General features: G+C 70.0%; 14 protein-coding genes. 11 read left to right on the plus strand and 3 right to left on the minus strand.

Translation table 11 applies throughout. From position 1 onward, the window contains the following. Positions 1-6 precede the first annotated feature (6 nt). A complete protein-coding gene (locus tag ACQ0O7_RS40180) occupies positions 7-1,494 on the minus strand; it encodes a serine hydrolase domain-containing protein (RefSeq protein ID WP_430790805.1) in 1,488 nt (495 codons plus the stop codon). An 86-nt stretch (positions 1,495-1,580) separates the two neighbouring features. Between ACQ0O7_RS40180 and ACQ0O7_RS40185 the strand changes: the two genes are divergently transcribed. From ACQ0O7_RS40185 to ACQ0O7_RS40210, 6 genes are all read left to right on the plus strand, one after another. Further along, positions 1,581-2,762, plus strand: coding sequence for a sensor histidine kinase (locus ACQ0O7_RS40185; protein WP_430790807.1), 1,182 nt, complete (start codon positions 1,581-1,583; stop codon positions 2,760-2,762). Beyond that, the gene (locus ACQ0O7_RS40190; protein WP_430790809.1) at positions 2,759-3,418 is read left to right on the plus strand and encodes a response regulator; all 660 of its coding nucleotides are present in this window, start codon (positions 2,759-2,761) and stop codon (positions 3,416-3,418) included. Before ACQ0O7_RS40185 ends, ACQ0O7_RS40190 begins: the two co-directional genes overlap by 4 nt. Then, positions 3,415-5,604, plus strand: a complete 2,190-nt coding sequence (locus ACQ0O7_RS40195; protein ID WP_430790811.1) for a beta-galactosidase — start codon at positions 3,415-3,417, stop codon at positions 5,602-5,604. Before ACQ0O7_RS40190 ends, ACQ0O7_RS40195 begins: the two co-directional genes overlap by 4 nt. 756 nt (positions 5,605-6,360) lie before the next feature. Further along, positions 6,361-6,951 (plus strand): SigE family RNA polymerase sigma factor, encoded by a 591-nt coding sequence (locus ACQ0O7_RS40200; protein ID WP_430790813.1) that lies wholly within the window; start codon positions 6,361-6,363, stop codon positions 6,949-6,951. A gap of 275 nt (positions 6,952-7,226) precedes the next feature. Beyond that, a complete protein-coding gene (locus ACQ0O7_RS40205) occupies positions 7,227-7,796 on the plus strand; it encodes a hypothetical protein (protein ID WP_430790815.1) in 570 nt (189 codons plus the stop codon). Between the two features lie 56 nt (positions 7,797-7,852). After that, positions 7,853-8,821: an ABC transporter substrate-binding protein gene (locus ACQ0O7_RS40210; protein WP_430790817.1), complete on the plus strand. Its 969-nt coding sequence runs from the start codon at positions 7,853-7,855 to the stop codon at positions 8,819-8,821. A 36-nt stretch (positions 8,822-8,857) separates the two neighbouring features. On the opposite strand, the gene ACQ0O7_RS40215 is transcribed toward ACQ0O7_RS40210, so the two are convergent. After that, positions 8,858-9,325, minus strand: coding sequence for a peroxiredoxin (locus ACQ0O7_RS40215; protein WP_430790820.1), 468 nt, complete (start codon positions 9,323-9,325; stop codon positions 8,858-8,860). A gap of 248 nt (positions 9,326-9,573) precedes the next feature. Between ACQ0O7_RS40215 and ACQ0O7_RS40220 the strand changes: the two genes are divergently transcribed. The 4 genes from ACQ0O7_RS40220 to def are packed head-to-tail and all read left to right on the plus strand — an operon-like array spanning position 9,574 to position 11,785. Beyond that, complete coding sequence (locus ACQ0O7_RS40220; RefSeq protein WP_430790822.1) at positions 9,574-10,203, plus strand: YitT family protein; 630 nt, start codon at positions 9,574-9,576, stop codon at positions 10,201-10,203. A gap of 46 nt (positions 10,204-10,249) precedes the next feature. After that, a complete protein-coding gene (locus ACQ0O7_RS40225) occupies positions 10,250-10,927 on the plus strand; it encodes an energy-coupling factor ABC transporter permease (RefSeq protein WP_430790824.1) in 678 nt (225 codons plus the stop codon). Then, on the plus strand, positions 10,924-11,262 hold the full coding sequence (locus ACQ0O7_RS40230; protein WP_430790826.1) for a PDGLE domain-containing protein: 339 nt from the start codon (positions 10,924-10,926) through the stop codon (positions 11,260-11,262). Before ACQ0O7_RS40225 ends, ACQ0O7_RS40230 begins: the two co-directional genes overlap by 4 nt. Before the next feature lie 19 nt (positions 11,263-11,281). Beyond that, positions 11,282-11,785: a peptide deformylase gene (gene def / locus ACQ0O7_RS40235; protein ID WP_430790828.1), complete on the plus strand. Its 504-nt coding sequence runs from the start codon at positions 11,282-11,284 to the stop codon at positions 11,783-11,785. Between the two features lie 93 nt (positions 11,786-11,878). On the opposite strand, the gene ACQ0O7_RS40240 is transcribed toward def, so the two are convergent. Continuing rightward, positions 11,879-12,619: a glycosyltransferase family 2 protein gene (locus ACQ0O7_RS40240; RefSeq protein WP_430790830.1), complete on the minus strand. Its 741-nt coding sequence runs from the start codon at positions 12,617-12,619 to the stop codon at positions 11,879-11,881. 109 nt (positions 12,620-12,728) lie between these two features. Between ACQ0O7_RS40240 and ACQ0O7_RS40245 the strand changes: the two genes are divergently transcribed. Next, complete coding sequence (locus ACQ0O7_RS40245) at positions 12,729-13,313, plus strand: hypothetical protein (RefSeq protein ID WP_430790832.1); 585 nt, start codon at positions 12,729-12,731, stop codon at positions 13,311-13,313. Positions 13,314-15,511 lie beyond the last annotated feature (2,198 nt).

Raw genomic sequence — 15,511 nt, forward strand, 5'->3', positions numbered from 1 at the left:
CGGCTGTCACGATTGCTCCGTCCCGAGCGCGGCCGGCGTCGCCGCCGAGCCTTGGCGGTGGGACCGGCCGGCCCGCATCGCCCGCAGTCCGGCGCCGAGAGCGACGGCACTGGCCAGTGCGGTGACCACGAGCAGAACCGTGAACGACGGAAACAGATAGATCGCCTGCACCCACGAGATGTCCATGCCCCGGTAAAGGACGCTGACCACCCGGTCGAGCATTGCCAGCAGCAGGATCGGCACCAGATGGGGGAGCAGCCGGAGCCACGCGCGGACCCGCAGCCATCCACGGGTCTGGAATCGCGCGCCCCATCCACGGATCGGGAGCCACCCAGTCGTCGGGAGCCACCTGGGTGTCCGGAGCCATCCGCGAGCGCCGGGGCGCCTGATTCGCCGGGCCACCATGATCATCGGCACGGCGCCCGCCAGCAGGACTCCGGCGTCCAGCAGGATCGCCGATCCGGAACCCGGCGGTGCGGGGACCTCCCGGCCCTCCAACAGTGCGATCAGCCGATCGCCGAGATCGGGCGCGTCGCCGTACTGGCTGCCGGCGTTCGCCATGATCGCGATGCCATAGCCCTGTGCCGGCAGCAGTGCCTGGTAGGCGGTGATGGTCACCAGCCCGCCGGTGTGATCGATGAGCGGGGCACCGGACTGTGTGGTGCCGGCGTTCCAGCCGAGGCTGTAGGAACCGGTGGGCCGGGGCCACCGCTGCTGGGCGATCAGCCACGCGGCCATGTCGGTCGCGGTGCTCAGCACCCCGCCCGACCCGTTGCCGAACGATGGTGGCTCGGGCAGGGCGACGGCCAGCCCGGCGATCATCCGGTGGCCGGGACCCGGTGGGTCGAGCTCGTCGGGGGTGCCGATGGTCCGGCTGTCGGTCATGCCCAGCGGCCCGAACACGTGCTCCCGCAGGTAGGCGTCGAAGCTCTGCCCACTGGCCACCTCGACCAGCCGTGCGGCGACCTGGTAGTTGGGATTGTGATACTCGAACCGGGAACCCGGGTCGGCGGCCAGCCGGGCGTCACGCATCGACGCGACCGCCTCCCGCAGGCTGTGCAGGGGTGGGCCGCTGAACGACTGATAGGTCTGGTCGGACATCCCGGACGTGTGATCGAGCAGCTGGCGGACGGTGATCGTGGCGGCCCGGTCGTCGGCCATGGTGAACTCCGGCAACTGCTCGCGGACCGGCTCGTCCAGGCGCACCCGCCCGGCCTCCACCAGCTCCATGACGGCCCGCGCGGTCACCGACTTGCTCAGCGACGCGATCGGCAGCACGGTGCGGGCGGTCACCGGCTCGCCGGCGGCGTCCTGACCGTAGCCGGCCGCGTGCACGATCCGATCGCCCTGGACGACGGCCACCGCGATGCCCGGGATGCGGGCCGCCTCACGATAGGCCTCCACCACGGCGTCGATCGTGGACACCGGCTCGGCGGGAGCCGGTGGAAGGTAGGGAACGGAGAGGAACAGAGCGGTCACGGTTCGGATCAGCACGCCGTCGAGCTTGGGCCAGGATCCGGCCGAAAACATCGGACCCTGGTCCGAAGTCTTGCCGCTCCGCGGCGGCTACGGTGGCGGGCATGAACTGGTGGCGATGGGGTGTGATCGGCGCGGATACCGTGATCGCGGTCTCCATGACGGCCGCGGTCGTGCTGATGCGGCCGGTGTCCGGGTGGTGGGTGTGGTGCCTCGCCGCCCTGCTCGGGCTGCCGCTGGCGTTCCGGGTCGTCTGGCCGGCCCCGGTGCTGGTCGTGGTCCAGGTGGCCGCCGCGCTGACCATTCTCACCGGGGTCGGCACCGAGGTCTCGGTCTACGCGGTGGCCTATGCCCTCTATGTCGTCGCGCTGGCGCCGGGCCACTGGGCGCTGCCGTCCTCACTGGCCGCGGTGCTGATCCCCGGGTTCGCCGACGCGTTCCTCACCGCGCTGCCCCTCGTGCCCGGCAGCCTTGACTCCGAGACGTTCACCAACGCCCCGGTGACCGTGACCCTCTACAGCACGGCGATCATCGGCGGTTCGTGGGCGCTCGCCCTGGCGCTGAGGTGGCAGCGCGAGCACAACAGCCTGCTCGCCGACCGGGCCATCGTGGAGGAGCGGCTGCGGATCGCCCGCGACGTCCACGATGTCGTCGGCCACAACCTGAGCCTGATCGCGATGAAGGCCGCCGTCGCGAACCATCTGGAGACCGACCGGAAGACCGCGCTGGACACGATCGAGCAGGTCAGCCGGACCACCCTGGAAGAGGTGCGGGCGGTCCTCGGCGATCTGCGGACCAGCACGGATCTGGACCGGATCGTCGAGGAGACCCGGGCGTCCGGCGTCACGGTCACCGTCAAGCGCGGCGACATGTCCGAGGTCCCCGCCGGGGTCCGCGCCTCGGCGTACTGGATCCTGCGCGAGGCCCTGACGAACGTGCGCCGTCACGCGCCCATGAGCCGATGCCACGTCACCGTCACGTCCACGACCACCGCACTCCAGCTGTCAGTGGTCAACGACGGCCCCGCCGACGACTCCACGAGTCGCCGCGAGGGCCGGACCAGGCGGGCCGAGTGGGCCGGCCGGACGGACGGCTCCGGGCCAGAGATCGATAACGGGCCGGTGGATGGAACTGGGCGGGTGGGGATGGACGGGCGGGTCGAGACGGACGGGTTCGGGCTTGTCGGGATGGGGGAGCGGGCCGCGTCGCATCAGGGCACTCTGACCGCGGCGCCACAACCCGGCGGTGGGTTCGCGGTGCGGGCGACGTTGCGGTTCACAACATGACCAGCCAGGGGGTACGGGTGCTGCTGGTCGATGACGAGCCGCTGTTCCGGGAGACCGTCAAGGAGCTGATCGACGCCACACCGGGGCTGAGCGTGGTCGGGGAGGCGGCCACCGGCCGTGCCGCCGTCGAGCTCGCCGCGGAGCGACAGCCCGACGTGGTGCTGATGGACGTCCGGATGCCCGACCTCGACGGGATCGCCGCCACCGAGCGGATCACCGCCCTCCAGCCGGCTCCGCACGTGCTGGTGCTGACCACGTTCGACCTGGACGACCACGTCTACCGGGCGTTGCGGGCGGGCGCCGGTGGGTTCGTCCTGAAGAGCATCACCCCGCCCCGGCTGCTCGACGCCATCGTCACGGTCGCCGCCGGGGAGTCCCTGCTCGCGCCGAGTGTCACCCGCCGCCTCATCGCCACCTCGCTGCGGCAACAAGCGCTGCGGCAGCAGGCGCCGCGCCGCACCCTCGACGACCTGACCCGGCGTGAACGGGAGATCCTGCTGCTGGTCACCCAGGGCCGTTCCAACGTCGAGATCCAGGCCGAGCTGCACATCAGCCGCGGCACCCTCAAGACCCACATGGGCAACCTGCTGACCAAGCTCAACGCCCGCGACCGAGCCCAGCTCGTGATCGCCGGCTACGAGGCGGGCCTGGCATGAGCACCCCGCGGCAGTTGAGCGTTTCCCGCCACATCCCGGCCCGCCCGGAGCCCGCCGCGGGGAACAATGTGCTGGTGAACCACAGTTATCAACGTCCTGACCGGGTTCGATTCGGTGCGGCGTATTACCACGAGTACCAACCGACCGACCGGCTGAAGACCGACCTCGATCTGATGGCCGAGGCCTCCTTCTCGGTGATCCGGGTGGGCGAGTCGGTGTGGTCGACGTGGGAGCCGGAGAACGGGCGGTTCGACCTGGACTGGCTGCAGCCGGTCCTGGACGGTGCGCACGCCCGGGGCATCGGGGTCATCCTCGGCACGCCGACCTACGCCGTCCCGCCCTGGCTGGCACGGCTCTACCCGGAGATCGCCGGGGAGAGCGCCACCGGCCGGCGTATCCCGTGGGGCGCCCGGCAGGAGACCGACTACACCCATCCGGCGTTCCGCTTCCACGCCGAGCGGGTGAGCCGCCGGATCCTGGAGCGATACGCCGGCCACCCCGCCGTGATCGGGTTTCAGGTCGACAACGAGCCCGGCAACGTGCTGCTGCACAACCACGGCGTGTTCCAGCGGTTCGTGGACTGGCTGCGCGGCCGGTACGGCGACGTGGAGACCCTCAACCGCGAGTGGGGACTGGTCTACTGGTCACACCGGCTGTCGGACTGGTCCGACCTGTGGACCCCGGACGGCAACGCCCAGCCGCAGTACGACCACGCCTGGCGCACCTTCCAGGCACAGCAGGCCACCGAGTACATCGCCTGGCAGGCCGACATCGCCCGGGAGTATGCGAGCCCCGGCCAGTTCGTGACCACCTGCATCGCCTTCGACCGGGCAGCGGTCGACGACCGTACCCTCGCGGCGGCTTTGGACGTCACCTCCGGCAACCCGTACTACGACATGCAGGACGCGCTGCGACTGCCGGACGAGCAGAACCGCCCGCAGGACTGGACGACCCGGGGGACCTGGGCGCTGTTCCAGAGCGCCGACCGGATGTTCTCGGCCCGGCAGGAGCCGTTCCTGGTGACCGAGACCGACGCGCAGGCCATCGGTCACTCGTGGGTCAACCGGCCGGCCTTCGACGGGCAGTGGCGGCAGGTGGCCTGGGCGCTGATCTCCCGTGGCGCCGAGATGATCGAGTACTGGCACTGGCACACCCTGCACTACGGGACCGAGACGTACTGGGGTGGTGTGCTGCCGCACAACGGGCGTCCGGGGCGGGTCTACCGGGAGGTCGCCCGGATCGGCGCCGACCTGGAGCGGGCCGGTTCGGCGGTGACCGGGCTGGTGCCGGACGCCGATGTCGCGTTCGTCTACTCGACGGAGAGCAAGCGGGCGCTGGAGTTCCAGCCGTTCCTGGCCACCGCCGGCGGGGACGCGGACCTCCGGTCGTACCAGGGGATCGCCGACCCGTTCTACCGGGGCGCGTTCGACGCGAAACTGCAGAGCCGGGTGTGGCACGCCGCCCACCTGACCGCGCGCCCGGTGGCCGACGTGGTGCGGGAGCATCCGGTGCTGGTGGCCGCGGCCTTCTACATCACTACCGACGCCGAGCTGGACTGGCTGCTGGCGTATGCCGAGGCAGGTGGGCACCTGATCCTCGGGCCGCGGACCGGGTATGCCGATCACGAGGCCCGGGCCCGTGCCGAGGTGTCACCGGCGCGTCTGCATCAGGCGGCCGGGGTGGAGTACGACGAGTTCAGCAACATCGCCGAGCCGATCCCGGTGCGGGCCTCCGGGGACGTGCTCGGGCTCGACCCGGCGGCTGAGGCCACCCACTGGATCGACGGTCTGACCGTCACCACCGCTGAGGTTCTGGCCGGTTACGAGCACCCGCACTTCCGGCAGTGGGCCGCGGTCACGACTCGTGAGCACGGTTCCGGGCGGGTCACCACGGTGGGCACCGTGCCGTCGGCGGAGTTCGCCCGCGATCTGTTCGCGTGGGCGGTGGGGGTGTCCGGGCCGGCCGGTGGGTGGCGCACCGATGTGCCCGAGCTGACCGTGATGTCGGCGGTCAACGGGGACGGCGCGCGGGTGCGGTTCGTGCACAACTGGTCGTGGAATGAGCGGGAGTTCACGGTTCCGGTGGCCTGCTCCGACGTGCTCGGCGACGCCGGCATCGCGGCGGGGGAGACGGTCCGGCTCGGGCCGTGGGACGTCCGCGTCCTGGTGGAGGCGCCGGTCTCGTAAGGCAACACCGGGCGGGTCGCCGGTGAACGATACGAACTGGCCACGGCAGGCACGTGTCCTTGCGGACGGCTGTGGCCAGTTCGCCTCACCCGGCACGGGGCTTGCCTGCAGGGGAGTGCCGTGCTGGGAAACGGTACGTAGGTCGTCCCGGTGCGCCGGCGATGTCCCAGTGGGTGCGCACGTTGGCTGCTCGGGGTGACGTTGGCTCGGGGGTGGGTGCGTACGTTGGCTGCTCGGGGTGATGTCGGCTCGGGGGTGGGTGCGTACGTTGGCTGGTCGGGGTGATGTCGGCTCGGGGGTGGGTGTACACGTTGGCCGCTCGGGGTGACGTCGGCCCTGAGTGGGCGCGCACGTTGGCTGGTCGAGTGTCCGCGTCGGTGTCCTGGGCCCGGCGTGTGCTCACCGTTTGGCGTGTGCGTAATGCTGGCGGGGTGGGGTACCGGACGTGGGGTACCGGACGCCTGCGCGCGAGCCGGGCAGTGTGAGCGTTCGGCGGGGTCTCGCGAGTGGGTGATCCTGACGGTTGATCAAGGGAACCCGCTCACCCGCGGAGACGTCATGGAGACCGCGGTTGACTCGCCGTTGAACCATGCTCCAGAGCAGCGGAACCCTTGAACGAGATCCGATCTCCGCTGCCCGCGGCTCGCCCGCCCCGCGGGGCGGACGTGAGGATGGGCGTGTGCGCTGAATACACACTGGTCAAAGGCTTCCCGTGTAACCGTCGGGTCCGACTCGAGCTACAGATCGGCACACGGGGTGACCGCAGCCACGGGCACTTCCGAGAGGGCGGCGGGTGGCGGTAAACCTTTCGGCCTGGTGGGGCGTGGAGAAGGTGTGAATGACGGAAGCCAAGCGGTCGACGCCACGGATGCCGGGTTTGCCGCGTTCGTCGAGGCGGGGTGGGGCCGGTACCTCTGGACGGCGAGTGTGCTGTCCGGTGACCGGCAGCATGGTGAGGAACTGCTTCAGGAGTGCCTGGTCAAGCTCTACTCACGCTGGCGGCAGGTGGTCCGCAACGGGGATCCGCACGCCTATCTGCGGCGGATGCTGATCAACGGCAATGTCAGCAGCTGGCGTCGGTGGCGACGGGAGTGGCCGGTGGCCCAAGCCCCGGATCTGCCTGATGTCCGGGCCGATCTGCCGGAACCGGAGGATGCATTGCGGCGGGCGATCCGGGCGCTTCCCCGGCAACAGCGCGCCGTGATCATCCTGCGGTATTTCGAGGATCTGACGGAGAAGGACGCGGCTGCCGTGCTCGGCTGTTCGGTCGGCGCGCTCAAGTCCACCCATTCCCGTGCGCTGGCGAAGCTGCGGGAGACGACCGGTGCTGAAGGGATCCGAGTATGAACGACACCGATCTCAGGACGGCCCTGCACGACTGGGCCGGCGAGTCCGGCGCCGGCCGGCCGCCGGTCGCCGACCTCATCGGGCGGGGACGACGGCGGAGGCGGCGGCAGGCGCTGACCGGTCTCGGCGGTACGGCTGCAGCGGTGCTTGCCGTCGGCGCGGTGGCCATGAGTAGCCTGGTCATGACTTCAAAGGGCGAAGACCCGACAGCCGCGACGCCAAAAGACCCCAGCGTGACGCAAAAGGACCCAGGCGGTCCGGGAGCGACGCGAGACGTGCAAGGAAATCCGGAAGAACCTCGCCTTGAGCTGGCCGCCGCGATCTCCGAGAGCGGCGGGCAGTCGTTCCGGTTCGTCGTCGAGTCCGAGCTGACCGTGCGCGCCCACGATCTCCCGCCGACGAGGGGCACCTGCTCCGGCATGATCGACCCGGATGCCGGGACCGGATACATGCGATCCGGGGAGCTCAACGAGCACTGGGCGGTCGACGGGATCCGCTACCAGCGGATGGGAAAGCAGCGGAACACCCTCGGTCCCGGCGACGTCAGCCGGTTCATCGTCTGCCATGTCGGCCGGGTCGACGAGCCCGGGTTCGTGGCGGCCGATCCGGCGAGCCTGCTGCGGGACCTGAGCGGACAGGCCACCATACAGAAGATCAACCCTTCGACGTACGCCTTCACCGGCACCGACATCACCGGCACCGTCACCGTGAGCGACGGCCTGGTCAGCTCACTGACGAGCACCGTGGACAGTCCGGCCCGCGGCGACATGCCGGCCTACCACCGCACGGTCACCATGACCCTGTCCGGTTACGGCGAGCCGGTGCAGGTCCGGGCGCCGTGGTGACCGCCGGACCGCGACGCCACCGGGCCGTCTCCCGCCGATTGTTTCTCGGTGGCCTGGTGGGCGTCACGCTGAGCGGGTGTGTCGACGAGCATCATCCGTCCATCGCGGGCGGCGACGGTCCACCGTTTCCGAATTCGATCCTGCACCGGTACGGCTCCACCCGGATCGCCACCCGTCCGGAACGGATCGCCGCTCTCGGCCGGGGTGACGCGGACGTGCTGCTGGCCCTCGGGGTCCGGCCGGTGGCGATCCACGACTGGTCGGCGGCCTGGTCACGGGGCGTCGGCCCCTGGTCGGCGCCGGCGTTGGGCGACGCCACCCCGGCCGTTCTCACCGGCGCCGGGTTCGACGTGGCGGTGGTCGCGGCATTCCAGCCGGATCTGGTGACGATGACCCGAACCGAAGCCCCCGATCAGGCCACCTGGGCCAGGCTGAACGAGGTGGCGCCGGCGGTGCCGGATCCGGCGCCGCCGGCGGGCTGGCGCGAGTCCGTGCCGTATGACGTCACCTGGCAGGACCAGGTGAAGATGATCGCCAGCGCGCTTTCGTACCGGTTGGAGGGCCTCCGGTTGCTCGAGGACACCGAGGCGACGATCGCGGCGGTCCGGCGGGACAACCCCGGATTCGCGGGCCGTTCGGTGAGCGTGGCGGTGGCGGCGGACGACGGATATCACGCATTCATCAGCCGGGACGACCGGGTCCGATTGCTGGAGAGCATCGGATTCACGAATTCCCGGCGCATCGAGATGACCGAGCCGGACACCTACCCGGAAAAACGATTCCACACTGTCGTTTCCGGTACGGATCCGAAATGGCTGGATGCCGACCTCACCGTGGTGTTCGGTCCCGGCGCCGAGTTGCGGGCCGACCGGGCCCTCAACGCTCTGCCGTCGGCGCGGGCGGGCCGCCTGCTCGTCATCGACGACGCCGATCTCGCAGGCGCGTTCGCCGTCGGAACCGCGGTCAGCATCCCGTACGCGCTGTCCCGCTTCGTGCCGATGGCCCGCGACGCACTCGGTGAATAGTGGGTGGTGAGCCGGAGATCACCACCCACACCGGGGTCAGGACTTGGCGCCGACGGCAGCGGCCAGGGCATCGGCGGCGTGCTGGTTCATGTCCAGCTCGCTGTGGATCACGTCGATGACCGTCTGGTCGGTGCCGATCACGAAGGTCATGCGCTTCGTGCTCAGCGGGCCGAGGGCGAGCTTGCGCTTGACCCCGTACGCAATAAGGGTTTTCGCCTCGGGGTCGGACAACAGCGGGTAATCGAACGAGTGGGTGTCGGCGAACATTTTCTGTTTCTCCACCGGGTCTTTGCTGATGCCCACCCGCTGGACGCCGGCGGCCTGGAATTCGGCGCCCAGGTCCCGGAAGTTGCAGGCCTCCGCGGTGCAGCCCTTGGTCATCGCGGCCGGGTAGAAGAAGAGGACGACCGGGCCGTCCTTGAGGAGGTCGGTCAGCCGTCGCGGCGTGCCGTCCTGGTCCGGGAGTTCGAAGTCTGGCGCTATGTCACCCTTGCCGATGCTCACCGCTGACACGATACGCGGGTGCGATCTCCGCGGGCGGGACGGGAGAAGCGGGGCAAGGCGCACGAGGCCCTCGCCGCCGGCCACACGCGCGGCGAGATCGTGCTCCGGATCGGCTGATTGTTAAGGCTGCGCTACAAACGATCGACGGGCTGGACCGATCCGGCCGATCAGCGGCCGCGGCTGGGCAACCTGACCACCGGGACAGGCTCCGGTTGCACAGAAGGACCTGCGCTGGGACCGTCTCTTTCATGATCAACGGCACCGTCATGGACAAACCCCCGGCTCCGGTACGGCACTCGGCCACCGAGGACGCCGTCAGCATCGTCACCGGGGCGTTCGTGGCGTCGCTCGGCCTGTTCCTGCTCAAGTCCGGCGGGATCGCGACCGGTGGCACCGCCGGACTGGGCCTGCTGATCGAGCGGGTCTCCGGCTGGCCGCTGGCGGCGATCTTCGTGCTGGTCAACGTGCCGTTCGTGGCCCTCGCGATCACCCGCCGGGGCTGGTCGTTCACCGTGCGGTCGGCGATCGGGATCGCTTTGGTGTCGGCGTTCTCCCTGCTGCACCCGGCGATGATGTCGCTGGTCCAGATGGCGCCGCTGTACGCCACCATCGCCGGCAACCTGGCCACCGCCATCGGCATCCTGATCATCTTCCGGCACGGCGGCAGCCTCGGCGGTTTCAACGTGATCGCCCTGATCGCCCAGGACAGGATGGGATGGCGGGCCGGGTATGTGCAGCTCGCCCTGGACGCCGTCGTCGTCCTGCTGTCACTGCTCGTGCTGCCGCCCGCCGCGGCCCTGCTGTCCGCGGTCGGCGCGGTCGTGCTCAACCTGGTGCTGGCGATGAACCACCGGCCCGGCCGCTACGTCGCCATGTAGTTGCCAACTCTATGCAACAGCGCATACCTGTCAATATGCTGACCGCATGGATACGACGGCGATGCACATCGCCAACGGGATCATCAACGGTCCCGTTTCGGCGATCTTCATGGTGCTGGCGGTGGCCGGTCTAGCGGTGTGCGTGTGGCGCGCCGGAGCCGACCTCGACGACCGGCTCGCGCCGATGGCCGGGCTGGTCGCGGCGTTCATCTTCGCCGTGCAGATGCTCAACTTCGGGGTGCTGCCCGGCGTCTCCGGCCACCTGCTCGGCGGCACCCTCGCGGTGATCCTGGTCGGACCGTGGGTCGGCGCCCTGTGCGTGGCCACCGTCCTGATCGTGCAGGCGCTCGTCTTCGGCGACGGCGGCCTCACCGCACTCGGCCTCAACATCACCAACATGGCCCTGCTCGGGGCCGCCGCGGCGTACCTGCTGGTCGTTCTGCTCCTGCGGTTCCTGCCGCTCAGTGCCACCGCGTTCGTCGCGTCCGTCATCGGTGTCGTGATCGCCTCGCAGGGCTTCGTCCTGCAGTACGCCCTCGGCGGCACCACCGACCTGTCCCTCGCCGGCGTCGCCGGGGCACTGGCCGGCGTGCACCTGCTCATCGGCATCGGCGAGGGCCTGATCACCGCGACCACCGTGGTCACCGTCGCCAAGGTCAGACCCGACCTGGTGTACGCGTTACGCCGCTTCCGCAAGCCGATCGTCACGGAGGCCGCCGCGTGACCAGGACACGGTTCATCATCGCCGGGCTGTTCGTCGCCCTGCTGCTCGCCGGCGTGGTCAGCAGCTTCGCCTCGGGCAGCCCCGACGGCCTCGACCACACCGCCCGCGACGGCTGCACCTTCAACGCCGACGACGAGATCACCGGCGGCGACTGCATGGCCGGCAAGGCCGAGGACCACGAGTTCGCCGACGGCCCGTTCGCCGACTACGCGGTCCGCGGCATCGACAACGAGTACCTCGCCACCGGCCTGTCCGGCGTCCTCGGCGTGGCGATCACCTTCGCGGTCGGCGGCGGGCTGTTCTGGGTGCTGCGCCGCCGGGGAACGCCGAGCTGACCTGGCGTACCGTGCTCTGATGTCCGCGCGACCGATCACGTACTACGGAAACCCCGTCCTGCACCGCCGCTGTGCCGACGTCACCGTCTTCGACACCGCGCTCGCCGACCTCATCACCGACATGTTCGACTCGATGTACGCCGCCGACGGCGTCGGCCTGGCCGCCAACCAGATCGGCGTCGACCTGCAGGTATTCGTCTACGACTGCCCCGACGACGAGGGCGCCCGCCACAAGGGCCACATCGTCAACCCGGTCCTGTCCGCCCCCTCCGCCCTGGCCGGCGACGTCACCGGCTCCGAGGGCTGCCTCTCGGTACCCGGCCCACGAGCCGAACTACCCCGAGCAGCCCTCGCCACGGTGACCGGTTCCGATCAAAACGGCAACCCCATCACCATTTCCGGTACGGGGTATTTCGCCCGCTGCCTCCAACACGAGACCGACCACCTGAACGGCACCCTCTACGTCGACCGCCTGCCCGCCCCGCAGCGCGATGCCCTGTTGCGCGAGGCCGGCCTGCGCTGACCAAGCTCCCGTCTTCCCGGCCCGCGGCGGCTCAGCGGCGCGCCGTCACCACGAAGGATGATCAACCGGACCGTCCGGGCGGCCTCCGGTTGATCAGTTCAGGGCGCCCTCATCGGCGTCGGCTGACCTGGTGACCCGGCGGCTGACCAGGACGTAGCGCAGCAGCGGAAGGTAGACCCGTGCCGAATCGGTCAGGCCGCTGAAATGTGAGCCCTCGTTGCCGTCGAGATAGGTGGCCGGGATCGGCACCTCGTCGATCGGGTGGCCGGTCGACGCGGCATCCAGCAGCACGTTCATCTCGTACTCGAAACGCTCGCCCGGCACCACGCAGAGCCGGTCGAGCAGGTCGGCGGGATAGGCGCGCAGGCCGGTCTGGGTGTCGCTGACGGTGCGGCCGGTCGCCGCCCGGAACACCGCCTGCGTCACGGTGTTGCCGAACCGGCTGCGCGGCGGCATCCCGTCGAAGCGGCGCACACCCAGGACGATGTGCCCCGACTCGCAGCGTTCGGCGACCGCGCGGATGTCGGCCACACTGTGCTGGCCGTCAGCGTCGGCGCAGACCACCGCCTGACCGGGGAACCGGGAGCGGACGTGCTGGAACCCGGCCTTGAGGGCGACGCCCTTGCCCCGGTTCGCCGGCAGCCGCAGCACCGTGCAGCCCCATCCCTCGACCTCGGCCAGCCGGGTGTCGGCGCCCGGCCCGGTCCCGTCGTCGACGATCACCACGGCGGCCGGTTCGGGAATCTCGGCGAGCAGCGCCTCGACCAGTTCGGACAGACGCGGGCCGGGCTTGAACACCGGGAGCAGGACGACAGTCTTCTCAAGGCGTGGCACCGGTTCTCCCTCACTGCTGTACGACGGCGCGGCGTCCATACCCAGTCCAGCCGTAGATCACCCACCCTCCGGCTGCGGCCGTCACCCGGTCGGGCGGCATACTCTCCCGGTGCGCCGATTGACGAACCTCGCCGTCTCCGCCGCCATCGTCGTGGCCTGCGGCCTGGCTGCCGTCGCCGTCACCACGTGGCCGGATCGCGCGGCTCCGGTGGCCGGCCCGCCGGCGGTGGCCTCGGCGACATCCGGCCCCTCGTCCCGGCCGGCCCTCTGCGACGCCGAGCGACCGCCCTCCCGGGACCCGTTCCCCTTCAACCGGGACGCCACTGCCCGCGACGCCATGCTCCCGTTCCTCGACCTGCTGGGCAACGGCGAGACCTTCACCGGCGGCGCCGGATTCTTCGGCCCACTGGACGCCGGCGGGCTGGCCCTGCTGCTCGACGGCAACTGGCTGGACCCGGACGACCGGCAGAACGCCGCCCCGTCCGCCTGGGACATCTTCCCATTCGTCTGCGACCACCCGGGCACCCACGCCCAGGGCTACGCGGTGAGCCCGGACCGGCCGGACTACCGGGTGTCACTGGAGACCATCTGGTCACCGGAGATCGACGACAGACTGCGTGCCGACGCCATCGCGTTCTGCGCCGACGCGGACGCCGTCGAGACGTCCGACCACCTCGAGTGCTTCTGGGACTGATCGCCGTGCGGCCCCCGTCGCCGGTAGGCGAACGGCGGCAGGGAATCGGCCGATGCGGACCGTGGTCGGCACGGCCACAGAGACGCGCGGATCGCGGCTACTTGTTTCTGGTCGTACGACCGCAGCCCGGCCAGGCTCGATCGAGGTGACCGGCGGGATCGGCGACGTCGGCGACGTCGGCCGATTAACCGGCCGTGGTCCTTCGCGTCGGTCCCTTGTGTCGGTCCCTTCGCGTCGGTCCCTTCGCGTCGGTCCTTCGAGTTCGTCCTTCGAGTTGGTCCTTTCGCGTCGCGGTCACTTCGCGTCGGTCACTTCGCGTCGGTCACTTCGCGTCCTGGAACGGCACCGCACCCCATCGACGCGTCCTCCGGCGACCAGGATCGGCACCGGCTGTCGCGAGCCAGGAACCGCCGGATCAACCGGGTTCTGCACATCATGGTCGTGGTCCAGCTCCGCAACGAACCGAAGGCCGCCGCTACTACCGGCGCAAACTCGCCGCCGGTAAGACCGCCATGGAAGCGATGCGTGCCCTGAAACCCCGGCTATCCGACGTCGTCTCCCGGCAGATGGCCGCTGACGCCGAACGGCTCAGGACGGGCCCGGGAGGACAAGCGGGGGCGACTCTGCAATCCAGCGCGGCCGACCTGAGCCCCATGATCGACACTTCGGAGAAGTCACTTCCCGGACCCGCCGTAGAGACCACTATAGAGCACCGCTGCTCACCGCATCTTGACACAGAGGGGTGCCATCAGAGGTCGATGGTGTCCCTTTGGCCAGCGTGGCGCGATGGTGGCCGTATCGTGTCGGTGGCTCGTTTTTGTTCTGGTCCGGGAATGCGATTTGGCATGATCGACTTCTTACACTTCGCGGTCGGGGTCCGGGACAATTTTGGTATGGCTCAGATGTCGTTGTTCAGCCGGTCCCAAACTGCTGCGATGCGGGATTGGACCAAGGCCCGTAATTATGATCCGGATCGTGCGGAGTTTCGTCGTCAGCACAAGATTCGCCGTGACTGGGGGCTGCAGCGGCGCCATGCCGAGAAGCTTCGGCGCCTCCGGGAGAGCCGCAACCCGCCGCGGACTCCCGCCGACATCGCCGGCACCCGGGCCCATCCCACGCCGCGCCCCACACCGCCCCCGCCGGCAGCAGCCTCGACACCGGCCACCCCCGTCCCGCAGCATCCACCCGCGACGCGACCGGCACCTGCCACGCGCCCGGCGCCCGCCACGCGCCCGGTGCCCGCTACACGCCCGGTGCCCGCTACACGCCCGGTGCCCGCCACGCGCCCGGTGCCCGCCACGCGACGGGCGCCCGTGACGCGACCGGCGCCCGTGTCGTTTCCGGTGCTTGCGGCTTCACCTGGTGTTGCGCGTCACCTGGCGGTTCGGCGGCAACCATCGACAACAAGCACGGCAGCTCCAGCAACCCGGTCCGCAACAGCCGCAGCGCCGGCGGTGTCCCGGCCGGCACCGCGAGCTCCGCAGTCCGGCGGGTCGAGCCGATTGCCGGAGGTGAACCGGCAGCCTGCGGCGGCAGCGCCGGGCCCGGTCCAGGTTCCGGTCCGGGCACCGCGAGCTTCGCAGTCCGGCGGGTCGAGCCGATGGCCGGAGGTGAACCGGCAGCCTGCGGCGGCAGCGCCGGGCCCGGTCCAGGTTCCGGTCCGGGCACCGCGAGCTCCGCTACCCGGCGGGCTGAGCCCATGGCCGCAGGCGAACCGGCAGCCTGCGGCCGCAACGCAAGACACGGCCCCAGCCCCAGCCCCAGCCCCAGCGCGGGCACCGGCACTGGTTGGGCGGGCGTGGGGTTGTCTTTTCATGAATGAGTGTGGCCGACGCAAAACGATGGTCGCGGTGACACTCGATGAGGGCCTGGACGGTCAGGTTGCCGAGGGTTTCCATGCGGTGGAAGGGGAGATTTCTGTCCGGATTCCGATGGGCATCTTCCGGTATTCGACGGATTTTCCTCGTTGCTTTCAGGTTTCACGAAAATGCCGGAAGGAAGTGTGGGGAGCGAGTGAATCCCGCTACATTTTCGCGGATTTTTCAGCAGGGCGGAGGTGCGTCTCATCGGCAGTTGAGGTGACTGACTGCAGCGATGGCTACGTGGTAGGAGGGTCATTCAAAACCCGGTTGGGCGGTTCTGAAGATCTCCAGGGCGGTGACGGTGCGTAACACGTCGGGGAAGTCGGTCATGATCCG

Source organism: Actinoplanes sp. G11-F43 (assembly GCF_050589265.1).
Classification (GTDB): Bacteria; Actinomycetota; Actinomycetes; order Mycobacteriales; family Micromonosporaceae; genus Actinoplanes.